17 protein-coding genes, 1 tRNA gene and 1 pseudogene are annotated in these 20,877 nt (G+C 70.3%); 10 read left to right on the forward strand and 9 right to left on the reverse strand.

Going from position 1 to position 20,877, the window contains the following annotated elements:
- Positions 1–220: pseudogene (locus ACO2Q3_RS25725) on the forward strand (hypothetical protein); the annotation flags it as partial.
- A gap of 17 nt (positions 221–237) precedes the next feature.
- On the opposite strand, the gene ACO2Q3_RS25730 reads toward ACO2Q3_RS25725, so the two are convergent.
- Together ACO2Q3_RS25730 and ligD are read right to left on the reverse strand one after the other, a co-directional pair.
- Positions 238–1,158, reverse strand: a complete 921-nt coding sequence (locus ACO2Q3_RS25730; protein ID WP_423311971.1) for a Ku protein — start codon at positions 1,156–1,158, stop codon at positions 238–240.
- Positions 1,159–1,169: 11 nt separating this feature from the next.
- Positions 1,170–3,620, reverse strand: coding sequence for a DNA ligase D (gene ligD / locus ACO2Q3_RS25735; RefSeq protein ID WP_423311973.1), 2,451 nt, complete (start codon positions 3,618–3,620; stop codon positions 1,170–1,172).
- 99 nt (positions 3,621–3,719) lie between these two features.
- On the opposite strand from ligD, the gene ACO2Q3_RS25740 reads away from it, so the two are divergent.
- The 4 genes from ACO2Q3_RS25740 to ACO2Q3_RS25755 all read left to right on the forward strand — a co-directional run bounded on the left by ACO2Q3_RS25740 (position 3,720) and on the right by ACO2Q3_RS25755 (position 7,377).
- Positions 3,720–4,388 (forward strand): alpha/beta family hydrolase, encoded by a 669-nt coding sequence (locus tag ACO2Q3_RS25740; protein WP_423311975.1) that lies wholly within the window; start codon positions 3,720–3,722, stop codon positions 4,386–4,388.
- A gap of 222 nt (positions 4,389–4,610) precedes the next feature.
- The gene (locus ACO2Q3_RS25745; protein ID WP_423311977.1) at positions 4,611–5,021 is read left to right on the forward strand and encodes a GntR family transcriptional regulator; all 411 of its coding nucleotides are present in this window, start codon (positions 4,611–4,613) and stop codon (positions 5,019–5,021) included.
- Positions 5,018–5,974 carry an SPFH domain-containing protein gene (locus tag ACO2Q3_RS25750; protein WP_423311979.1) on the forward strand — a complete coding sequence of 319 codons (957 nt, stop codon included), beginning with the start codon at positions 5,018–5,020 and terminating at the stop codon, positions 5,972–5,974. The genes ACO2Q3_RS25745 and ACO2Q3_RS25750 overlap by 4 nt, the downstream gene beginning before the upstream one ends.
- Before the next feature lie 20 nt (positions 5,975–5,994).
- Positions 5,995–7,377, forward strand: coding sequence for an alpha/beta hydrolase family protein (locus tag ACO2Q3_RS25755; RefSeq protein WP_423311981.1), 1,383 nt, complete (start codon positions 5,995–5,997; stop codon positions 7,375–7,377).
- Between the two features lie 6 nt (positions 7,378–7,383).
- Here the strand turns inward: ACO2Q3_RS25755 and ACO2Q3_RS25760 are convergent, their stop codons facing one another.
- From ACO2Q3_RS25760 to ykgO, 4 genes are all read right to left on the reverse strand, one after another.
- Positions 7,384–9,210, reverse strand: coding sequence for an alkaline phosphatase family protein (locus ACO2Q3_RS25760; RefSeq protein WP_423311983.1), 1,827 nt, complete (start codon positions 9,208–9,210; stop codon positions 7,384–7,386).
- A 102-nt stretch (positions 9,211–9,312) separates the two neighbouring features.
- On the reverse strand, positions 9,313–9,732 hold the full coding sequence (locus ACO2Q3_RS25765; protein WP_423311985.1) for a hypothetical protein: 420 nt from the start codon (positions 9,730–9,732) through the stop codon (positions 9,313–9,315).
- Positions 9,729–9,995, reverse strand: a complete 267-nt coding sequence (locus tag ACO2Q3_RS25770) for a DUF2312 domain-containing protein (protein ID WP_423311987.1) — start codon at positions 9,993–9,995, stop codon at positions 9,729–9,731. The genes ACO2Q3_RS25765 and ACO2Q3_RS25770 overlap by 4 nt, the downstream gene beginning before the upstream one ends.
- A 201-nt stretch (positions 9,996–10,196) precedes the next feature.
- Positions 10,197–10,322 (reverse strand): type B 50S ribosomal protein L36, encoded by a 126-nt coding sequence (gene ykgO, locus ACO2Q3_RS25775; protein ID WP_423311989.1) that lies wholly within the window; start codon positions 10,320–10,322, stop codon positions 10,197–10,199.
- 160 nt (positions 10,323–10,482) lie between these two features.
- Here ykgO and ACO2Q3_RS25780 point away from each other — a divergent pair, with 160 nt between their 5' ends.
- Complete coding sequence (locus tag ACO2Q3_RS25780; RefSeq protein WP_423311991.1) at positions 10,483–11,736, forward strand: lytic murein transglycosylase; 1,254 nt, start codon at positions 10,483–10,485, stop codon at positions 11,734–11,736.
- Between the two features lie 228 nt (positions 11,737–11,964).
- Here the strand turns inward: ACO2Q3_RS25780 and ACO2Q3_RS25785 are convergent, their stop codons facing one another.
- Entirely contained in the window at positions 11,965–13,317 is a 1,353-nt protein-coding gene (locus ACO2Q3_RS25785) for an MFS transporter (protein ID WP_423311993.1), read from the reverse strand.
- Positions 13,318–13,455: 138 nt separating this feature from the next.
- On the opposite strand from ACO2Q3_RS25785, the gene motA reads away from it, so the two are divergent.
- The 4 genes from motA (at position 13,456) to ACO2Q3_RS25805 (ending at position 17,158) form a co-directional block, all read left to right on the forward strand.
- Positions 13,456–14,325: a flagellar motor stator protein MotA gene (motA, locus tag ACO2Q3_RS25790; RefSeq protein ID WP_423311995.1), complete on the forward strand. Its 870-nt coding sequence runs from the start codon at positions 13,456–13,458 to the stop codon at positions 14,323–14,325.
- Between the two features lie 158 nt (positions 14,326–14,483).
- Entirely contained in the window at positions 14,484–14,753 is a 270-nt protein-coding gene (locus ACO2Q3_RS25795; RefSeq protein ID WP_423311997.1) for a hypothetical protein, read from the forward strand.
- An 83-nt stretch (positions 14,754–14,836) separates the two neighbouring features.
- On the forward strand, positions 14,837–16,651 hold the full coding sequence (gene mnmD / locus ACO2Q3_RS25800; protein WP_423311999.1) for a tRNA (5-methylaminomethyl-2-thiouridine)(34)-methyltransferase MnmD: 1,815 nt from the start codon (positions 14,837–14,839) through the stop codon (positions 16,649–16,651).
- A gap of 90 nt (positions 16,652–16,741) precedes the next feature.
- Positions 16,742–17,158 carry a DUF6491 family protein gene (locus tag ACO2Q3_RS25805; RefSeq protein WP_423312001.1) on the forward strand — a complete coding sequence of 139 codons (417 nt, stop codon included), beginning with the start codon at positions 16,742–16,744 and terminating at the stop codon, positions 17,156–17,158.
- 75 nt (positions 17,159–17,233) lie between these two features.
- Here the strand turns inward: ACO2Q3_RS25805 and ACO2Q3_RS25810 are convergent, their stop codons facing one another.
- The gene (locus ACO2Q3_RS25810) at positions 17,234–20,434 is read right to left on the reverse strand and encodes a TonB-dependent receptor domain-containing protein (RefSeq protein ID WP_423312003.1); all 3,201 of its coding nucleotides are present in this window, start codon (positions 20,432–20,434) and stop codon (positions 17,234–17,236) included.
- 339 nt (positions 20,435–20,773) lie between these two features.
- Positions 20,774–20,848 (reverse strand) — tRNA-Val (locus ACO2Q3_RS25815).
- Between the last annotated feature and the right edge of the window lie 29 nt (positions 20,849–20,877).

A 20,877-nucleotide genomic window follows, 5' to 3' on the forward strand; every position in this document is an offset into this window, starting at 1 on the left:
GCAGAAGGGCGGCGTGGAAAACGCCATCGGCCGCTTCAGGCGCGTCCTGCCGAGGCGAACCAACCTCGACCACCTCGACCCAAGGCTCATCCTGCAAGCCGCAGCAGCCGCCAACCACATCCCCCGACAGTGCCTGGACTTCCGCACCCCCGCTGAGGTCTTCTCTCAGCAGGTGTTGCACTTCGAACGAGAATCCACCTCCCGGCTTTCGCCGGGATGAGCGGAAAATAAGGGGCTCTAGGCCGACTTCTTCTTCGCCGCGGGCTTGGCCGCGACCACCTTGGCGGCCTTCGCCGCCTTGGCCGGCTCGGCGGCCTTGACCGGGGCTTTGACCACTTTGCCGGGGGCCGCCTTGGCCTTGCCGAGGCTGGGGGCCGGCGGGCGGCGTTCCTCCTCGATCGAGCGGCGCAGGGCGTCCATCAGGTTGACCACGTTGCCGCGCTCGGGGGCCTTGGTGATCACCGGCTGGCCGCCGGAGATCTTGGCCTTCACCAGCTCCAGCAGCGCTTCCTCGTAGCGGTCCTCGAACGCCTCCGGCGCGAAGCTCATGGACTTCTGGGCGATGATCTGGGCGGCCATGCCCAGCATGTCGTCGGAGAGCTTGCCGTTCAGCTTGTCGAGGGCGCTGGAGGGCTCGCGCACCTCCTTGGCCGAACGCAGGGTGGTCAGGCGGAAGCCGTCGGTGATCGGCTGGATGGTGACCAGCCGCTCGCGGCCCGACAGCACGATGCGCGCCACCGCCACCTTGTTCACCCGCCTCATCGCTTCCAGGATAACGCCGAAGGTCTCCTCGGCGATCGGCCCGTCGGGCGCCAAGTAATAGGTCGAGTCGAAGAAGATCGGGTCGATGTCGGCGGCGTCGACGAAGCCATCGATGTCGATGGTCTTGCTGGACTCGATCTCGATGCCCTCCAGCTCCTCGGCCGTGACGACGACGTACTTGTCCTTCTCGAACTGATAGCCCTTGACCAGGTCGGCGCGGTCGATCTCGCCCAGCTCCGGGTCATGGTACTTCTGCTGGACCCGATTCAACGTGTCCTTGTGCAGAAGATTGAATGAAATCTTGCCGGCAGTCGACGATGTCGCCGGATACAGCTTCACCGGACAGGAGACCAGCGAGAGCTTCAGGTAACCCTTCCAGGACGCACGGCCTGCCATGGCAACACCCCTTAGTTCTTCATCCCCACGTCACGCCGCATCTTGGGCGTGATCTTCACCGCAGTCGATTGTAGCTCATCCCACGGGTCAGCGGCCAGAGACTCCAGTCGTCTGTGAATTGTAAGACGGTTGAAGGCGCCGCCGCCCGACAATCTTCGCAGTTCTTCCCAAACAATTGGTGTCGCCACCGGAAAATCGGGCCGGGCGCGCAGCGAATACGAGGCGACGGCGCTGGCGCCGCGAGCGTTGCGCAGGTAGTCGATGTAGATCTTGCCGCGCCGCCGGTCCTTGGACGACACGGCGGTGAACAGCGTCGGGTGGTCGGCGGCGGCCGCGCCGGCCAGGGCGGCGGCGAACCCCTTCACCGTCGGCCAGTCCTGCTGGCCCCGCAGCGCCATGACCAGGTGCAGCCCCTTGCCGCCGGTGGTGCGCAGAAAGGGTTCGAACCCCAGGGCCCGCAGGCGCTCGCGCAGGATCTCCGCCCCGTCGCAGACCCGCGCCCAGGGCAGCGACTCGTCCGGATCGAGGTCCATCACCAGCCGGTCTGGATGCTCCGGGTCGTCGACCGTGCAACCCCACAGATGGAACTCCACGGCCCCGAACTGGGTCAGGCCCAGATAGCCCCGAGGCTCGGTGATGGTGATGAAGGCGCCCCGCCCCTCCTCGTCCGCCAGGTCGATGGTCTCCACGCCCGGCGGCAGGCCGGCGAAGGCGTGGCGCTGATAGAACAGGTCGTTGGCGTCGCCGGACGGACAGCGGATCACCGTCACCGGCCGGCGCAGCACGCCCGGCAGCAGCCAGTCGCCGACCCGGGCGTAGTACAGGGCGATGTCGAGCTTGGAGACGCCGCTGCCGGCGAACATCTCGCGCTGCGGGTTGGTCAGGTGGATGGCCGCCAGGTCGCGGTCAGTGACCAGCCGCGGCTTGCTGGCCCGGGCGCGCACCACCGCCTTGCGCGGCGCCGAACTCATGAACACCGGCGCCCGCGGCGAATCCTGCAGCGAGCGGGAGCGATAGCCGACCTCGGCCGTCCAGCGCGGCTCGACCCAGCGAGCCCCGGGCGTGCGCGGCACGGCGATCGCCGGCGTGTCGCGCAGGTCCGGCTCCAGCTGGCGATAGAGCTCGCGCGCCGTCTCGTCGCTGATGCCCGAGCCGACCCGGCAGGCGTAGATCAGTTCGCCGTCCTGCTCGTGCGCCACCAGCAGCGACGACACCGCCCGCGGCATGTTCGACAGGAAGCCGACGATGACGAAGCTGCCGATCTCCACCCGCTTGACCTTCAGCCACGAGGACGAGCGCGACTGCACGTAGCGGGCGTCCGCGCGCTTGGAGACGATGCCCTCCAGGCCGATGCGACTGGCCTGGGCGAACAGGGCCTCGCCGTCGCCGTCGATGTGGTCACTGAACTGGATCGGCGAGCGGGGGTCGATCATCGGCCCGATCAGGCCCTCCAGCGCCGTCTTGCGCTGCAGCAGCGGGACCGCGCCGAGGTCGTAGCCGTCCAGATGGCACAGATCGAAGGCGAAGAAGGTCATGGCGTGGCTATCGCCGGCCGAGAGCGCCTCCTCCAGCAGGTTGAGCGAGGTGATCCCGCGGGGGTCCTGCACCACCACCTCGCCATCGATCAGGGCGCTCTTGCAGGGGAGCTTCTCGAACGCCTTGGCCAGATGGTGATAGCGGCGCGTCCAGTCGTGGCCGTTGCGGGTGATCATCCGCACCTGGCCGTGGTCGAAGAACACCAGGGTGCGATAGCCGTCGTACTTGATCTCGTGCAGCCAGCCGGCCCCGCGCGGCGGCGCCTCGGCCGAGCCGGCGAGCTGCGGCTTCCACTTCGCGGGCAGGGGCGCGGCGACAGCGCCGGCTATGCGCGCAGCCGCCTTGCGCGTCACCTTGCGCCGGACTACCGGCGTCTCGTCCACCGGACGGCCGGAGACCACGCTGTTGGGTTCCTCCACCAGCACGTCATAGTCGGCCAGAGGCCGCGCGGCAGTGTCGCGTTCCTTGATCAGCAGCCAGTTGGTCGGGTCGTCCGGCAGACGCTTGAGCATCCAGCCGCCGGCCAACTTCTCGCCCGCCAGGCGGAACTTGATCTCGCCCGCCGCCAGGGCCGCCTCCGGCTCGGCCAGGGTGACCCAGGTCCCCCGGTCCCAGACGATCACCGTGCCGGCGCCGTAGTTGCCGTCGGGAATGCGGCCTTCGAAGCTGGCGTATTCCAGCGGGTGATCCTCCACCAGCTTGGCGAAGCGGCGGACCTTGGGATCCAGGCACGGCCCCTCGGGCACCGCCCAGCTCTTCAGCGCACCGCCGATCTCCAGCCGCAGGTCGTAGTGCATGCGACGCGCATGGTGCTTCTGGATGCAGAAGATCGTCTCGCCGCCTTCGCCGGTCCCCTGCCCCGGCTGCGGCTCGGGGGTGCTGGCGAACCGCCGCTTGGCGCGATAGGCGTCGATGCCGCTGGGCATGAAGGCGGGCGACCTGGCTGGCGGCCCCGAAGACGAGCCGCGCGACCACCATGCCGCCGGCCGGTGCTATCGTCCATCGCCCGCCAGAGGAGGCTTTCCATGCAGCCGCACCCCGTCAGCATCGCCGTCGAGGGCCAGGGCGCCGTCTCGGGCCTCTGGCTGCAGCCCGAAGACGCTCGGGCAGCGCTGGTATTGGCGCACGGCGCCGGGGCGGGCATGACGCACAAGGCGATGGCGGCGACGGCCGAAGGGCTGGCCGAGCGCAAGGTCGCCACCTTGCGCTACCAGTTCCTGTACATGGAGAAGGGCGGCAAGCGGGTGGATCCGCCGCCCATCGCCCAGGCCGCCGTCCGCGCAGCCGTGGCCGAGGCCGCGCGCCTGGCCGGCGACCTGCCGCTGTTCGCCGGGGGTCGCTCGTTTGGCGGCCGGATGACCTCGCAGGCCCAGGCGGCGTCACCCCTGCCGGGGGTGCGGGGTCTGGTGTTCTTCGCCTTCCCCCTGCACACCGCCGGCAAGCCGGACGTCGCCCGCGCCGCGCATCTGGCGGGGGTGGCCGTGCCGATGCTGTTCCTGCAGGGGACCAAGGACCTGCTGGCCGACCTGCCGCTGCTGCAGGGTGTCGTGGCCGGCCTGGGGGCGCGCGCCACGCTCGAACTGGCCGAAGACGCCGACCACAGCTTCCACGTCCCCGCCCGCACCGGCCGCAGGGACCCCGAGGTGCTGGCGGCGCTGCTGGACGTGGCGGCGGGGTGGATGGGGGCGGATTAGGCCTGCACGACTGCAGGCCCCCTCCACCCTCGGGCTGCGCCCGACGGTCCCCCTCCCCCGCTCCGCTTCGCTGCGCAGGGGAGGAGAGACGGTCTCAACGCTTCGCTCCGTCCCCGTGAAACGGGGGAGGGGGACCATTCGGCCGAAGGGCGAATGGTGAAGGGGGCCCACGAACCACCTCCTTTTGACAAACGTCGCCGCCGGGCCTAATTGTATGAGTGTATGCATACACAGCAGCAGATCCTGGACACGCTGCGGCTCGAACAGACGGGCGTGCCGATCTATGTGCAGTTGCGCGAGCAGTTCCTGCGGGCAATGGGCGCGGGCGCGCTGACGCCGGGCGACCAGATGCCGACCATGCGGCAGGTGGCCGTCGCCCTGAGGGTGGACCTGAACACCGTCCGCCACGCGTACGACGACCTGGAGAAGCTGGGCGCCCTGGTGCTGGTGCGGGGGCGCGGCAGCTTCGTCGCCGAGCCGGCGGCGGCCCTGGCCGGGGACGTCCACGAATCCGAGACCGACAATCTGGCGCGCCAGACCCTGGCCGCCGCGGCCGCGCGCGGGGTGGACCCCCTGGCGCTGGCCAACCGCATCGCAGCCCTCGCGGCTGAGAAGGAGGAGGAATTCCGATGAGCAGCAGCTATGCGCCAGGCGTGACCTGGTCCCAGACGCCGAGAGGGCGTCGCGGGGCCAACGCCCCGGCCACTCTGTTGTCGGTGGTGCTGATCCTGGGCGGCGCCCTGGGCATCGCCGCCGGCGCCAGGAGCGGCGCGCCGTGGTGGTGGGTTGGCGCTGTGCTGATCGCGCTGGGCGTGCTGACGCCGATGTCGCTGAAGATGGCCAACCAGTGGGAACGGGCGGTGGTGCTGCGCCTGGGCCGGCTGCAGGGGGTCAAGGGCCCGGGCCTGTTCTTCATCATCCCCTTCATCGACGAGGCCACCATGTGGCTGGACCAGCGCATCCAGACCACCGAGTTCAACGCCGAGCAGGCCCTCTCCAAGGACACCGTGCCGGTGGACGTGGACGCGGTGGTGTTCTGGCAGATCCACGACCCCGAGCGGGCCGCGCTGGAGATCACCGACTACCGCAGCGCCATCAGCCGCGTGGCGCAGACGTCGCTGCGCGAGATGGTCGGCTCGTCGCTGCTGTCGTCGCTGCTGTCGGACCGCAAGCTGGGCGACGAGCTGCTGCGCGAGGAGATCGGCCGCAAGACCGCCGATTGGGGCGTCACCGCCATCTCGGTGGAGATCCGCGATATCGGCGTGCCGGACGCCCTGCAGGACGCCATGAGCCGCGAGGCCCAGGCCCAGCGGGAGGCGGCGGCGCGCATTCACCTCGGCCAGGCCGAGCTGCAGGTGGCGCAGAAGTTCGTCGAGGCGGCGGAGATCTATGCCCAGAGCCCGGCGGCCCTGCAGCTGCGCGCCATGAACATCATCTACGAGACCACCAAGGAGCGAGGCGCAACCATCCTGATGCCCTCGGCGATGGTCGACGCCATGAACCCGGGCGGACTGCTCGGGCTGGCGCAGCTGGCGCAGGGCTCGGCGGCCCGCCCGGTCCCGCCGCGGCCGCCCGCGGCGTCCTGAGCCAGATCGGAGCGAGAACGATGCCGACCTGGATCAGGGGCGCCGCCCTCGCGGGCGGACTGGCCGCCGCGCTGCTGGCCGGGGCCGCCCGCGCCGAACCGGCGAGCGGCGAGTGGCACGGGCTGCTGAGCGTCGGCCAGGCGGGCGCCCTGCACCTGGGGCTGACGCTTGCCGACGATGGCAAGGGCGGCCTGACCGGCCGTCTCGCCAGCCCCGACCAGGGGGCCAACAACATCCCGATCGCCAACGCCGTGAGCGACGGGGCGAGCCTCAGCTTCGACGTGCCGGCGGTGAAGGGCCGCTACGAGGGCCATTGGGACGTCGCACGTCACGTCTGGACGGGGACCTGGTCACAGGGGCAGCCCCTGGCGCTGGACTTCGAGGCTGGCCCGGTCACGCCGCCGGAGCGGCCGCAGGTCCCCAGGCCGCCGTTCCCCTACGCCGCCGAGGACGTGACCGTGCAGAGCGCGCCGGGCGTCACCCTGGCCTGCACCCTCACCCGCCCGGCCGGCCAGGGACCGTTTCCCGGGGTGGTGCTGATCACAGGCTCGGGCCCACAGGATCGCGACGAGGCGCTGATGGGTCACCAGCCCTTCCTGGTGCTGGCCGACCATCTCAGCCGGCGCGGCATCGCCGTGCTGCGCTGCGACGACCGCGGCTTCGGCAGGTCCACCGGCGTGTTCGGCGCCGCCACCAGTCGCGACTTCGCCATCGACGCGGAGGCCTCCGCGGCGTTCCTGCGGGGCCGGCCGGGGATCGACCCGGCGCGCGTCGGCCTGATCGGCCATTCGGAGGGTGGATTGATCGCGCCGATGGTCGCGGGTCAGGACCCGAAGATCGCCTTCATCGTCTTGCTGGCCGGCCCGGGGGTCCCGAGCCGCGCGCTGATGACCGCCCAGCGCGCGGCCGTCGGGCGATCGGTCGGACTGTCCGCCGACCGCATCGAGAAGAACGAGGCGCTGGTGGGTCCCATCGACGACATCGCCATGAGAGCGACCTCGCAGGCGGCGGCGCAGAGCCAGATCGAGGCTCTGCTGCTCGCCCAGCAGCCGGCGCCCGCAGCGGCCGTGGCGAAGGCCCAGGCGCGTTATCTGGCGTCGGACTGGTACCGCAACTTCATCGCCTACGACCCGCGCCCTGCCCTTCAGTCGCTGCGCATCCCAGTGCTGGCCCTGAACGGCGACAAGGACACCCAGGTGGTCTCCAGCCAGAACATTCCCGCCCTCCGCGCCGCCCTGAAGGACGACCCGCACGCCACCGTGACGGAGCTGCCGGGCCTGAACCACCTGTTCCAGACCGCCGGGACCGGCAGCCCGCTGGAATATGCGACCATCACCGAGACGATGTCGCCGACGGTGCTGAACATCGTGTCAGACTGGATCAACGGGCTGAGAAAGCGATAGGGCGCCTCAGAACCCCAGCGTGCGGCCCGGTCCGCCGGCGGCGTCGTAGTAGCGCCGGCCCCCGGCCTCCTGGACCTTCAGCGCGGTGACGAAGCCGTTGGCCGCCGGTTCGGAGTGTTCCTCGTGGGCGGCGTGATCGACCGGCGCGCCGCCGACCAGCGCCTCGCCGATCACCCGGCCGGTGAGCTGGCCCCTGGCCGGCATGTCCAGGCCGATGACGTGGGCCAGGGTGGGCGCGATGTCGGCGTTGGAGATCGGCGCCTCGTCCCTGAAGCCCTTCTGAAAGTCGGGGCCGATGGCCGCCATGAAGTTGTGGGTGTCGGCGCGCGAGAAGGCGCCGTGGATGCCCTGGCCCTGCTGCAGGTCGTTGTCGGCCACCTCGACGCCGCAGGTGTCGGGCTTGGCGCAGTCCTGCGCCCAGGAGCGGAACGAGACCACCACGTCGGGCGCCGGGGTCAGGGCCGAGCCCTTCAGGCCCACCGCGCTGGTGGGCAGGGCGCCCGGGACCGGGCCCAGGGCGTCGCTGACGAAGATCGCCCCGGTGTAGTCCTGGGTGGTGAGGAATTCGACGATCCGCCGGGCGTTGGCCGCGCGGTCGCCGGCCGGCAGGTAGATCAGGTCCGAGCCGCCGTTCACCGCGATCACCACCTCGGGATGGTCCGGATCGGCGCCCAGCACCGCGCTGGAGCGCTTGGGATGGAAGCCGTCGGCCAGCTCCACCGGCAGGCCGTTGGCGTCGGCCAGCGGCAGCTTCAGCGCCTTGGACAGGTCGATGGCCAGAAAGCCCGGCGGCAGGAAGCCCGGCGTGGTGTCACGAAAGCTCATCTTGGCCGCCGCGCTGGACTGGCTCTGGCGCGAGATGGTGGAGAAGCCGTGGTCGGCGGTGACGAACACGTCGGTGTTGTCCTCCAGCCCCAGGTCATGCAGGGCCGCGCGGATGCGGCCGAGATCGGCCGAGGCGTTGCGGATCGCCGCCAGGGTGGTGGGGCCGTTGATCCCCGGCGTCAGGCTGCCCAGGCTGTCGCCCTGGTTATGCTGGGTGCCGTCCGGGTCGCGCGACCAGACGACGATGACGAACGGCTGGTCCTTGAAGCTGGGCAGCAGCGCCTTGGTGACGACCGCGGTGAACCAGTCCTGCTGCACGGTGTTGGCCACCTGCACGCCCGGCATGTTGTAGGCGCCCGGGTCGGAATTGAGGCCGCGGTCCGGGGCCATCGCCGGCAGGCCGGCCGCCTTGATCGCCGCCTTCACGTCCGCCGGCAGGGGGGCGCCGTCCGGAAAGCCCTGGTCGGGCCAGCCGGTGTTGTCGTCGATCAGGATGCCGGATCCCGTGGAGAGGGCGGTGACGTCCTGCACCGCCGCCGGACCCAGCTTGCCGACCACCGCGGTGCGGTAGCCGGCGGCGCGGGCCGCCGCCAGGAAGCTGGTCTCGTTCAGGTAGTTGCCGCCGAAACGCTGGTTCAGCAGCCGGATCGCCGCATCGTCCTCCACCGGCGTCACCAGGGCGCTGACCGGCATGCCCAGCGCATCGCCGACATAGAGCTGGTTGGAGAAGTCGCCGGTGTCGCCCAGCCCGTGGCCGGTGGCGATCGCCGAGGCGTTCGGCGTGGTCACCGTCGGGTACAGCGAATGGCTGTTGGCGAAGTCGACGCCGTCGCGGCGCACCGCCGCCAGTTCCGGCGCCGTCTCGTCGGTGACGATGCCCGAGCGCAGGCCGTCGGCGACGAAGATCACCACGTTGCGCCGCCCGGCGGCGTCGGCGGCGGGCGCTGCCAGGGCCAGGCAGGCGGCGGCTGTGACGATGACGGCGGCAAGCCGGGAGAACGAACGCATGCGAGGCTCCAGAGGATCGCTCCGAGCCATGCCCGCGGTGTGTGACAGGCGTTCGACAGTCGGCGTTCGACAGTCGGCGCGGCGACGGCCGGCGCCGCCCGCCTATGCCTCTGGATCCGGCTTGCGCCCGCGTCCCCGGCGCGGCGGGAAGGCGCGCTTTTCGCCCTTGGCCTTGGCGGCGATCTCCTTGAGCTTCACCGCCTGCATCATCGACAGCGCCTGGCCGGGGGCGCCCTTGTCGGGATCGCCGAAGGCGCGGCCGTAGGTCTTGATGCGCTCGCCGACCGAGCCCAGGAATTCGTCCTCCCAGGCGGACAGCTCGACCCCCGCCTTGTCGGCGGCGCGCTTGGCGCGCTTGAGGGCATTGAGGGTGGCGCGCTTGACCAGTTCGCGCTGGTCGGCGACAGGGCCGCGGCCCAGGCCGGTCTTGAGGCCCTGCTTGAGGGGCCTGTCCTTGGCGCCCTTAGGCGGCTTCCTGCCGAAGCCGCCTGGCCGCCCCTTGTCTGGAGGCTTTCGCTTCACAGACCTCCGATGGCGGAGATGTAGAGGTCGATCAAGGCCTCTTCCTCCTGGCGCTTGGCGGTGTCCTGCTTGCGCAGGCGGATCACCTTGCGCAGGATCTTCACGTCGAAGCCCTCGCCCTTGGCCTCGGCGTAGACCTCCTTGAGGTCGTTGGCCACGGCGGCCTTGTCTTCTTCCAGGCGCTCGATGCGCTCGATGATGCTCTTCAGCTTGCCCTGGGCGGTGGCGTTGATGACGTCGATGGTGGGGATGTCGTCGGCCATGGGTGGGCGAGGCTCGCTGGCTGGAGGTTGGCGGAAGCTTGAAAGCCGCGGACCCTATCGAAGGGACACCGCGCGCTCAACACACGAAATCGGCGGGGGACCGGGTGACGCGCGCACGCAAAAACGCCGGCGCGCGGTGGGCGTCGCCGACGTCTTGGCAGACCGGAAATTCGCGAGGCCGCGACGGGTGCGGCCGGCAAATCAGCCTTGCTTCGCCTTGAAGCGCGGGTCGGTCTTGTTGATCACATAGATGCGACCCTTGCGACGCACGAGCTTGCAGTCGCGGTGGCGCGTCTTCAGCGACTTGAGCGAGCTTCGAACCTTCATGGCGTGGCGTCTTCTCTAGGGAGGCGTCGGAAACAAGAGCGCGGTCGTATAGGGACGTGGCGCGGACCTGTCAATCTGACTCCGCGCCGCGACGCGGTCGTCCGCCGCCTCCCAAGCTTTTGATTGCTGCGCAACGGCCGCGCCGTCTAGCTTCCGCGGCATGAGCGCTTACCCCTTTGCCCGTCGCACCCTCATCGGCCTGGCCCTGGCTGGCGCCGCCCTGCCGATCGCCGCCAGCGCCCAGGGGCCGAAGCCCGCCGACCTGCTGGGGGCCACCGGCGAGGCCTATTTCACCGACTGGCTGAACGACTACTACGCCCGCGCCTTGGCGGGCGGCACGCCCAAGGCGGTGCTGGACCGCGAGCTGTCGGGGATCTCGCCCGACCCGCGCGTGGGGCTGCACGACGCCGGCCAGCCGGAATTCGCCCGGCCGGTGAGCGCCTATATCCAGGGCGTGGTCAGCGCCGACCGCATCGCCATCGGCCAGAAGAAGCGGGTCTCGATCACCCAGTTCCCGGCGATCGAGGCGCGCTACGGCGTGCCGCGCGAGATCCTGATCGGCATCTGGGCCATGGAGAGCGGCTTCGGCGCCCAGCAGGGCGACATGGACATCATCCGCTGCCTCGCCACCCTGGCGGCTCTGGGGCGCCGGCGCGCCTGGGCCGAAGGCGAGCTGACCGCGGCGCTGAAGATCATCGCGTCAGGCGAGGCCAGCCGCGCCCAGCTGAAGGGCAGCTGGGCCGGGGCGATGGGCCAGACCCAGTTCATCCCCTCGGCCTTCCTGTCCACGGCGGTGGACGGCGACGGCGACGGCAAGCGCGACATCTGGAACTCCGCCCCCGACGCCCTGGCCTCGGCGGCCAACCTGCTGGACAAGGGCGGCTGGCGGCGCGGCGAGGCCTGGGCGCGCGAGGTGATCCTGCCGCGCACCTTCGACTACGGCCTGGCGGAGGGGCCCAAGGAACTGCCCGGCTGGTGGGAGAGCAAGGGCGCCCGGCGGGCCGACGGCCAGGCCTGGAACAAGGCCGACGCCGACGCGCCCGCGCAGCTGCTGCTGCCGTGCGGCCTGAACGGCCCGGCCTTCCTGATCTTCCAGAACCACCTGGCGATCCGCACCTACAACAACTCGGTGGCCTATGCCCTGGGCGTGGGGCTGCTGGCCGACCGGATGGCCGGCGGCGGGCCGCTGAAGACACCCTGGCCCAAGGAGACGCCGCTGTCGCTCACCGACCGGATGGACGCCCAGACCGCGCTGCAGAAGCTGGGCTTCAATCCGGGCCAGCCGGACGGGGTGATCGGCCTTGGCACCCGCCAGTCGCTGCGCGCCTGGCAGAAGGCCAAGGGCCTGCCGGCCGACGGCTACCTGTCGCCGGACATGATCGCCCGGCTGAAGGCCGAGGTGGCGGGGAAGTAGGGTCCAGGGCGAGGGCGTAACCCCTCACCCTCCCACGCCCCTCGCTCTCGCGAGCGACGCGGGCCCCTCCCTCTCCCTGCGGGAGAGGTGATTTTCTCAATCCGGCCAGATGTTTATACGCCGGCAGTGTCATTTCCTTCACCTCTCCCGCAGGGAGAGGGAGGGGCCCGTTGCGAAGCAATGGGAAGGTGAGGGGTTACGCCCCATCCGACTTCCGCCCTCGCCTCTTCACCCCTCGTCGCTGCGCTCCAGCGTCGCCGCCAGGGCGTCCTCGTCGCTCGACGGGGTGGCGCCGACCGTGCGCAGCAGTGGATTGAAGAAGGCGAAGGCCAGCAGGCCCGACAGCACCGCGGCGTTCAGCAGGAACGGGGCCGGGCCGGAATAGTGGTAGAGCTTCACCGCCAGGGGGGCGAGGACCACGTTCACCCCGTTCACGGCGGCGATGGCGCCGGCGGCCCGGGCCTGGTCCTTCATCGGCACCGAAAGGGAGGCGCCGGCGGTGAACCCCGGCCGGGCGAAGCTGAAGCCGAGGCTGGATAACGCATAGCCCACCACCGCCAGGGGGAAGTCCGGCGCGGCCGCCACCAGCACGTTGCCCAGCGCCGCCAGCCCCGCGCCCCAGCGCAGCAGCTGCTTGGGCGTCATGCGGAACATGCGGATCAGGCCCCACTGCGCCAGCAGGCCGGCGATGGCGCCGGCGACCATCGCCACCTCGATGTAGCCCTGGGCGATCTTCAGCAGATCCCCTTCGCCGAGCTGCGGCAGCAGGCGGTGCACCTTGTCGATGATCAGGAAGCCCAAGGTCTGGCCCTGGGCGGTCTGGCAGGTGGCCACGAGGAAGCCGTAGGCCAGGAACGGAATCAGCCGCGGGTCTCGCCACAGGGGCCGTGGCTTCTCGCCCGGCGCCAGCACCTCGACGTCCTCGGGATCGGCCACGGCCCTGGCCGCCGGCTTGTCCTCCTTCAGGTAGCGCACCACCACCAGCAGCATCACCGCGGCGATGGCGGCGAACGAGAACAGCGGGCCGGCGTAGTCGAGCACGCCGATGATGAACAGCGGCGCGACCACCGGGCCGATCACCGTGCCCAGGCTGAAGGCGCCGGCCAGGGTCGACATCGACTGGGTGCGGTCTTCCGGCGCGGTGCGCTCGGCGACGAAGGCCTGGGTGGCCGGGTTCGAGGCGGCGCCGAACAGGCCGAAGATCGCCCGCGACACCAGGAACAGGCCGAAGATCACCATCGGCGCCGCCAGGTGGCGCAGGCCGGCGCCGACCACCAGGCCGCACAGGGTCATCGACACGGCGAAGCCCGACAGGCCCACCAGCATCAGCGGCTTGCGCCCGCGCTCGTCGGACTGGCGGGCCCAGAACGGCGAGGACGCCGCCCACAGCAGCGCCGACAGCGAGAAGATCGCCGAGACCATCGGGTCGGGAATGCCGATTCGCCGGCCGATGGTCGGCAGCACCGACTGCAGGCCGGTGTTGCCCATGGCGGTGGCCATCGAGACGCCGAAGATGATGGCCAGGTCGCGGGTCTTCAGCTGCGGACGGGGCGGGGCGGCGATGTCGATGGCGTCGGACATGGCCGGCCTCCTGATACGAACAGCGCCGCGACGCAATGAAGCAGCCAAGCGGCCCGCTTCGCATAGGCCGCTCACCTTGGATTAAGCATTAACGCCGATGCTGAGGCCGTTAACCACGGTGGGGTTCCGCGGCCGCGCATGTTCCAGATTATCGGCATCGTCCTTCTGTTCGGCCTGGTGTTCGGCTCGTACCTGATGTCCGGCGGCAACCTGGCCGTGATCATCGAGGCCGCCCCGCACGAGCTGATGGCCATCGGCGGCGCCGGCGTGGCCGCCTTCCTGATCTCCAATTCGATGACGGTGATCAAGGCCACCGGCGGCGGCTTCGGCAAGGTGTTCGCCGGGCCGAAGTGGAAGTCGAGCGACTATCGCGACCTGCTGTCGCTGCTGTTCCTGCTGACCAAGACCATGAAGTCCAAGGGCGTCATCGCCCTGGAAAGCCACATCGAAAAGCCCGGCGAGAGCACCATCTTCTCGCGCTTCCCCAAGATCATGAAGGACCACTTCGCCGTGGACTTCATCTGCGACACCCTGCGGATGATGACCATGAACCTGGAGGATCCGCACCAGGTGGAAGACGCCATGGAGAACCAGCTCGAGAAGCACCACCACGAGGCGCTGGCCCCCGCGGGGGCGTTGCAGAACATGGCCGACGCCCTGCCCGCCCTGGGCATCGTCGCCGCCGTGCTGGGGGTGATCAAGACCATGGGCTCGATCACCGAGCCGCCGGCCGTGCTGGGCGCGATGATCGGCGGCGCGCTGGTCGGCACCTTCCTCGGCGTGTTCCTGGCCTATGGCCTGGTCGGGCCGATGGCCACCCGCCTGAAGGCCGTGGTGGAGGAAGAGGCCGCCTTCTACAAGATCATCCAGTCGGTGCTGGTCGCCCACCTGCACGGCAACGCCGCGCAGATCTCCGTCGAGATCGGCCGCGGCAACGTGCCCAGCGAGGCCCAGCCCAGCTTCCTGGAACTGGAAGAGGCGCTGGGCGCCATTCCTGCGGAAGGCTAGGCGCCGGCGCCGCCGGATTTCGTGTCGACGAGACGACATTTCGATCACGGACGCGTGATCTCACCCTTGCATCACGGCCCTCCGCAGCCTATTCCCTGGCCAACGTTCTTCGGACCGTCCGCCCCGGCGGGCGAGACACGCCGCAAGGGGACCGCGACATGATCGTCCGCAAGCTGCTCGTCGCCGGCGCCGCCGTCGCCGCCCTCACCGTCGCCGCCTGCCAGAAGCCGGCCGACAAGACTCCGGACGCCAGCGCCGCCCCGGCCACCGCCAACGACAGCGCCAAGGCCGACGCCGCCGCCGCGACGGCCGCCGCCGACGCCGCCAATGGGCCTGCGCCGGCCAGCGGGACCACCGCCGCGCCGGCCGCTTCCAGCGCCGCCTCGCCGGCCGCCGGCGACGCCTCGGCCGCCGAAGCCAAGAAGTAGTCTTCTCGCCATCCAGGGCGTATCGGCAGAGGCCGCTCCATCCGGGCGGCCCTTCGTGTTTCTGCGAGCCGGCGATCCAGCCCATGCCCGACCCCGCCGATCCCGCCGCCCCCCTCCAGGACGGTCCCACCCTGGAATGGGACGAGGCCGGTCAGCCGCGCTCCCGCGCCTTCGGGGATGTCTATTTCTCAAAGGATGGCGGCCTGGAGGAGAGCCGGGCGGTGTTTCTGGCGGGCTGCGGTCTGCCAGACGCCTGGGCGGGGCGCCGGCGGTTCTGCATCGCCGAACTGGGCTTCGGCACGGGCCTCAACATCGCCGCGGCGCTGGAGCTGTGGCGCCGGACGCGGCCCGAGGGCGCACACCTCAGCCTGTTCTCGGTGGAAGCCCACCCCCTGACCGCGGACGAGGCGCGCCGCGCCCTGGCGCATTGGCCGCAGCTGGCGACCCCCGTCGACAGCCTGATCCGCCGCTGGCCCGGCCGCGCCCGGGGCTTCCACCGCGTCGACCTGCCCGAACTGTCCGCCACCCTCGACGTGGCGGTGATGGACGCCGCCGCCGCGCTGGAGGCCTGGGACGGCCGCGCCGACGCCTGGTTCCTGGACGGCTTCGCTCCGGCGCTGAACCCGGGCATGTGGGGCGAGGATCTGCTGCGGCTGGTGGCGGCGCGCTCGGCGTCAGGCGCCCGCGCGGCGACCTATACCGTGGCGGGCGCCGTGCGGCGGGGCCTCGCGGCGGCGGGCTTCGCCGTCGCGCGCCAGCCGGGCTTCGGCCGCAAGCGCGAGCGGCTGGAAGCCCGCGCGCCCGGCGCGCCGCCGATCGACGCGCCCACGCCACGCGTCGCCATCGTCGGCGCCGGGATCGCCGGCGCGGCCCTGGCCCGGGCGTTCCGGGCGGCGGGGGTCGAGGCGATGGTGTTCGACGCCGAGGGGCCCGGCGCCGGCGCCTCCGGCAACCCGGCCGCCCTGGTCACCCCGCGCCTGGATGCGGGGCTGGGCGCTCCGGCCGCACTGTTCGCCCAGGCCTTCGCCCGCGCCGTGACACTGTACGAGGCGCTGGACGCCGAGGCCGGCGGCGCGGTGGTGATCGATCGCGGGGTCCTGCAGCTGGAAGGCGCCGAGCGCGACCATCGCCGCTTCGCCGCCATCGCCGGCGCGGACCTGTTCGAACCAGGGCGCCTGGCCCCGCTGTCCCCGGAGGCGACGTCCGACCGGCTGGGGGAGCCCGCCCCCGGCGCGCTGGACCTGAGCCAGGCGCTGGTGGTCGCGCCCGCCGTGGTGCTGCCGGCGTGGCTGGGCGAGGTGCGCCGCGCAAGGGTTGCGCGCCTGACCCGGGCGCCGGACGGCTGGCGGCTGGAGGACGCCCACGGCGCCAGCCTCGCCGACGTCGACGTCGTCTGCCTCGCGGCCGGGCTGGACAGCGCCGGGCTGGCGCCGGCCCTGCCGGCCCTGCAGGCGGTGCGCGGCCAGGCCAGCTGGACCCGGGACGGCCAGGCCTGCGCGCCCGCCGCGTTCGGCGCCTACGCCATCCCGACTGGCGAGGGCGTGCTGTTCGGGGCCACCCACGACCGGGACGATATCGACCGGTCGCTGCGCGCGGCCGACCACGACCGCAACCTGGCCGCCGTGGGCAGGACCTTGCCACAGCTTGCGGCGCGACTTTCCGGGGCGCCTCTGGACGGCCGCGCGGCGATCCGCGCCACCACCCGCGACCGCCTGCCCCATGCCGGCGCGCTGGACGGGCCGGCCGGCCTGCCAGCGGGCCAATTTGTGCTGACCGGGCTCGGCTCGCGGGGCTTCGCCATGGCGCCCTTGCTGGCCGAGCACGTGGCGGCCCAGGCGCTGGGCCTGCCCTCGCCCCTGCCCGCCCCCCTGGCGCGCCTCGTGGCCCCCGGACGATGAGCCGGAACGAGCCCGCAACGGCGGCGTTCCAGGCCTGATAGGCGCGGTGTATGTTTGCCCTCCGAGGGACCGTCGCGTGAGAGTGAAGTGATGACCAAGATCAAGAGCGGCTTTCTGTCCCTTCTGGCGGGGGTCGGCCTGCTGACCGCCCTGCCCGGGGTGATGGCCGAGACGCCCGCCGCCGCGGCGGCCAGCAAGGCTTCGAACGCCTGCTTCTATGGCCGCAACGCTGACGGGTTCAGCGTCAAGGACGACCGCACCGTCTACGTCCGCGCCGGCATCAAGGACGTCTATCAGCTGACCCTGTTCTCGCCCTGCATCGACATCGACTGGGCCCATCACATCGCCCTGAAGTCCCATGGCGGCGACTTCATCTGTGAAGGGACCAATGTCGACTACGAGATCTTCAGCCCCTCGGTGATCGGGCGGCAGCGTTGCCAGGTCTCGTCGGTGCGCAAGCTGACCGCCGACGAGGTCGCCGCCATGCCCAAGAAGGACCGCCCCTGACCCCAGGCGCACAAGAAGAAGGGCGCCGCCCCTCGCGGAACGGCGCCCTCCCCAGCTTCAGCAGCTGAGGTCTGCCTAGAACTTCTTCTTCACGCCGATGGCGAAGACGCGGCCCAGCGGGTTACCGCTGCCCGGGTCGTAGTTGTACTGGGTGCCGATGGCGAACGGCGGGTCCGCATCGGCGATGTTCTGGATCGTGAAGGTCAGGTCGGTCTGGTAGGGCAGCTCCACCCGGTAGATCAGGTCGTTCTGGATGTACGACGCGATGTAGGGCGAGCCGCCCACCAGGCCGGCGATGGTGTTGGAGGTGGTGCCCGGGGGCTGGAAGGCGCCGGAGGTGTAGCGCATCTGCCAACGCAGGTTGTGCCGGCCCCAGTGGTAGTTGAGGAAGGCGTTCATCCGCAGGCGGTTGTAGCCGGTGAAGATCGCGGCCTGATAGGTGCCGGCCCGGTGGATGATGCCGTTGTTCGAGATCAGGTGGCCTTCGATGGCGTACGGGGTCTCGTCATAGGCGATCAGGTAGGTGCCATCCGCGCCGACGGTCAGGTCGCCCGGACCGATCGACTTGTTCGGCGACCAGGTGACCTGGAAGTCGATGCCCGAGGTCTGCACCCGGCCGCCGTTGATGTAGTTGGTGTGGTAGGAAAGGATGCCGGTCTTGCTGCAGCCGTTGGTGTCGAACGTGAACCGCGCCTGCAGCGCCGCATAGGCCGCATCGCCGCAGTGGTTCGGCCCCGAGGACGGGAACATCAACGCCACCATGTCGGCGGTCTGCTCGGTGGTGATCGGGTTCTTGAAGTTGAAGTTCCAGTAGTCGACCGTGGCGTTGATCCCCCACATCTTGAACACGCCGCCCACGTCATAGGTGAAGGCGGTTTCCGATTGCAGGTTCGGATTGCCGTAGAGGTCGCTGGCCCTGTAGGTGCCCGAGGCGTTCGACAGGCCGCGGGTGAAGGTGTTGGTGACGTAGGTCGCCGACGGGGCCCGGTAGGTGGTGCCCAGCGATCCGCGCAGCGCGAACCAGTCCACCACCTGCCACTTGCCCGACAGCTTGGGGTTCACCGTGGTGCCGATGCCCTCGTAGTGCTCGGCGCGGGTGGCGACCGTCATTTCGAGGTTGTCTAGCACCGGCAGGCGCACTTCGAAGTAGCCGGACTCGATCTGCCGCTTCACGTCGTAGGGACGCAGGTCGGCGTTGAACAGGAACGGCCCGTTGGAAGTGGTGGGGCAGAACGGCGCACCGTCGCCGTAGGGCGGCGAGTCCACGCAAGGCGTGGCGTTGGCGTTGTACAGGGTGTCCGGGTTCTGGGTGGTGCGGTCGTAGCGGTACTGCGCCCCGACGGCCCATTGCACCGGCTGCGATCCCCACAGCTTGAAGGGGGCGTCGCCGTGCAGGATGCCGTCCACCACGAACAGCCGCGCCTCGATCTCATTGTACTGTTTGGCCACCATCCACTTGGTCAGCTCGGAGCGGGCGGCGGCGGCGTCGTTGAAGCCGGCGATGCCGCTGGTCCCGATGTAGTAGGGGTTGGCCGGGACGTTCGACAGGCTCTGCTGGAAGGCGTTGGCGAACGGGTTGAAATAATAGCAGCCGAGGGCTGTGTTGCCGGCGTTCTGGGTGAAGTTGTTGGTCTTGGCCGCCGTGCACTGGGCCGAGGCGCTGTCGCTGGCCTTGCTGCCGAAGCCGCGCAGACCCAGCTGCAGCCGGTTCACCGAAATGTCCTCGAGGTTGTAGTGGTTGTCGAGGTCCTGGTAGGTCATCGACACATCCCAGCCCATGTTCGCCCACGGCAGCTTGCCGGAGAAGCCGCCGGCGATGCGCCAGGTGTCGGTGTGATAGCTGTAGTGGCTGTGCATGTCGGCGTTGGCGGGGTCGCCGCCGAAGCCGAAGGGACGCCAGGAGGTGCTGGTCAGCACGCCGTTCGTCGCCGCGGCCGCCGCATTGGCCTGCGCCGCCGTCAGGGCGGTGAGGCAGTTGGCGGCGGTGGTGCCATAGGGCAGCACCGAGCCGGAGCAGTTCGCCGCGCCGAGTTGGCCGAGGAACGCCTGCAGGCCCGGGTTGCTGGCGGGGATATAGAAGCCGGAGACCTGCTCGGCGGTGCCGACGGCCGCCAGGGGATCGACCCCGCCGCCGGCGGAGGCGCCGGACGCCAGGATCGGGGCCGGGGCCTGGTTCGGGCCGGTCAGCGCCCAGTTCTGCATCGGCGTGTCGTTACGCGCCCACAGCGCCTCGACGTGCATCTTCACCGACTCGGAGATCTCGTAGTTGACCTCGCCGTAGATCTGGTAGTGGTCCTCGTTCTCGACCAGGTTGTCGAAGGTCGTGTACTGGAAGTTACAGGCCGACGTGGAGAAGATCCCGCTGCCCAGCGAGAACGGCGCGCCGCCATTCGCCGCACAGCCGATGTCCGGCAGGTTGCCGGTGAAGGCCGTGCCCGGCGTGGTCGAGCCGGTGTTCGGGCTTCCGGCCAGGACCCCGCCATAGGTCTTGTAGAGCCCGGGGTTGCCCGTGGCGGCCCAGCCGCCGAGCGGGTTCTGCAGATAGCCGTCGACGCCGGTCCGCAGCGCCCAGGCCCGATCCTTCACCGACAGCTCCGACCGGTGCCGGTAGCCGATGGTGAACAGGATGTTGCCGTTGTCGGACTTGTGGCCCCAGGCGCCGGAAACGTCATAATCCCCCGCCGAGCCGCGGATGCCCTGGAAGTTGCCGCCCAGTTCGAGGCCGTTGAGGTCTGTGCGGGTGATGAAGTTCACCACCCCGGCGATGGCGTCGGAGCCATAGGTGGCCGCGGCGCCGTCCTTCAGCACCTCCACCCGGCCGATCGCCGCCTGTGGCAGCAGGTTGACGTCGACGGCGGCCAGGCCCTGGGGCGACACCGGCAGGCGCCGGCCGTTGAACAGCACCAGGGTGCGGGTGCCGGTGGTGGGCGAGTTGAGGTTGCGCAGGTTGATGGTGGCCGCGCCATTGCCGCCGCCGAAGCGGTTGTTCTCGCCGATCACGGCGCCGGATGAGGGAATGGTCTTGATCAGCTGGACCATGCTCGGCGAGCCGCGCTGTTCGAGCTCGGTCTTGCGGACCACGTCGACGGGCAGCGGCCCGTCCTTGGGGGTGCCGGCGATGAATGAGCCGGTGACGACGACTTCCCCGACTTCCTGCGGGGTGTCCGTGCTGGTGGTTCCGGATGCGGACGCGGCGGCGGCCGCCGCCTGAGCCGAGACAGCCGAAGAAATGGCGACGGCCAAGATGGACGCGCCGCAGAAATATCTGCGCTTCATGAATATAGCCTCCCAAATGAACCGCCCGTGCTCTGTCGGCTTGGGTCGGCCACTGGGGATGATGCCGCAACGGGAACCGCGGCAACAAGGGTTTTCTTCAGGATGGTAACAATGCGTCCGAGGAGCGTAACCGTTCCGCCCGATCCCCGCCCACAATCGATTTGCACGCGACCGTTCCGTCGCACAGCGAAATCATTGAAATGATTCAGGAAGCCTTGCCGCAACCGCCCCTCGGACGGCGTCGCAGCGGCGCGCCTGCGACACAGTGACCGCGGCGAGGGGCGGCCCCCCCGCAGGGGCGGGCGGCGGTGAGGCGATGCTGGCGCGGAAGAGGGAGGATGGTGGACGCGGCTGGGATCGAACCAGCGACCCCTACGATGTCAACGTAGTGCTCTCCCGCTGAGCTACGCGTCCAAACCTCGGGAAGGAGGCGGGGATATACC

Origin of the sequence: Caulobacter sp. KR2-114 (assembly GCF_049446115.1) — a bacterium.
Taxonomy (GTDB): domain Bacteria; phylum Pseudomonadota; class Alphaproteobacteria; order Caulobacterales; family Caulobacteraceae; genus Acaudatibacter.

Excerpts from the sequence above, each read along its gene's own strand:
- ACO2Q3_RS25730 (WP_423311971.1), bottom strand. The coding sequence starts at position 1,158 with ATGGCAGGCCGTGCGTCCTGGAAGGGTTACCTGAAGCTCTCGCTGGTC.
- ACO2Q3_RS25785 (WP_423311993.1), bottom strand. The coding sequence starts at position 13,317 with ATGTCCGACGCCATCGACATCGCCGCCCCGCCCCGTCCGCAGCTGAAG.
- ACO2Q3_RS25770 (WP_423311987.1), bottom strand. The coding sequence starts at position 9,995 with ATGGCCGACGACATCCCCACCATCGACGTCATCAACGCCACCGCCCAG.
- ligD (WP_423311973.1), bottom strand. The coding sequence starts at position 3,620 with ATGCCCAGCGGCATCGACGCCTATCGCGCCAAGCGGCGGTTCGCCAGC.
- ACO2Q3_RS25795 (WP_423311997.1), top strand. The coding sequence starts at position 14,484 with ATGATCGTCCGCAAGCTGCTCGTCGCCGGCGCCGCCGTCGCCGCCCTC.
- mnmD (WP_423311999.1), top strand. The coding sequence starts at position 14,837 with ATGCCCGACCCCGCCGATCCCGCCGCCCCCCTCCAGGACGGTCCCACC.
- ACO2Q3_RS25740 (WP_423311975.1), top strand. The coding sequence starts at position 3,720 with ATGCAGCCGCACCCCGTCAGCATCGCCGTCGAGGGCCAGGGCGCCGTC.
- ACO2Q3_RS25755 (WP_423311981.1), top strand. The coding sequence starts at position 5,995 with ATGCCGACCTGGATCAGGGGCGCCGCCCTCGCGGGCGGACTGGCCGCC.
- ACO2Q3_RS25780 (WP_423311991.1), top strand. The coding sequence starts at position 10,483 with ATGAGCGCTTACCCCTTTGCCCGTCGCACCCTCATCGGCCTGGCCCTG.
- ACO2Q3_RS25805 (WP_423312001.1), top strand. The coding sequence starts at position 16,742 with ATGACCAAGATCAAGAGCGGCTTTCTGTCCCTTCTGGCGGGGGTCGGC.
- ykgO (WP_423311989.1), bottom strand. The coding sequence starts at position 10,322 with ATGAAGGTTCGAAGCTCGCTCAAGTCGCTGAAGACGCGCCACCGCGAC.
- motA (WP_423311995.1), top strand. The coding sequence starts at position 13,456 with ATGTTCCAGATTATCGGCATCGTCCTTCTGTTCGGCCTGGTGTTCGGC.
- ACO2Q3_RS25760 (WP_423311983.1), bottom strand. The coding sequence starts at position 9,210 with ATGCGTTCGTTCTCCCGGCTTGCCGCCGTCATCGTCACAGCCGCCGCC.
- ACO2Q3_RS25810 (WP_423312003.1), bottom strand. The coding sequence starts at position 20,434 with ATGAAGCGCAGATATTTCTGCGGCGCGTCCATCTTGGCCGTCGCCATT.
- ACO2Q3_RS25750 (WP_423311979.1), top strand. The coding sequence starts at position 5,018 with ATGAGCAGCAGCTATGCGCCAGGCGTGACCTGGTCCCAGACGCCGAGA.
- ACO2Q3_RS25745 (WP_423311977.1), top strand. The coding sequence starts at position 4,611 with ATGCATACACAGCAGCAGATCCTGGACACGCTGCGGCTCGAACAGACG.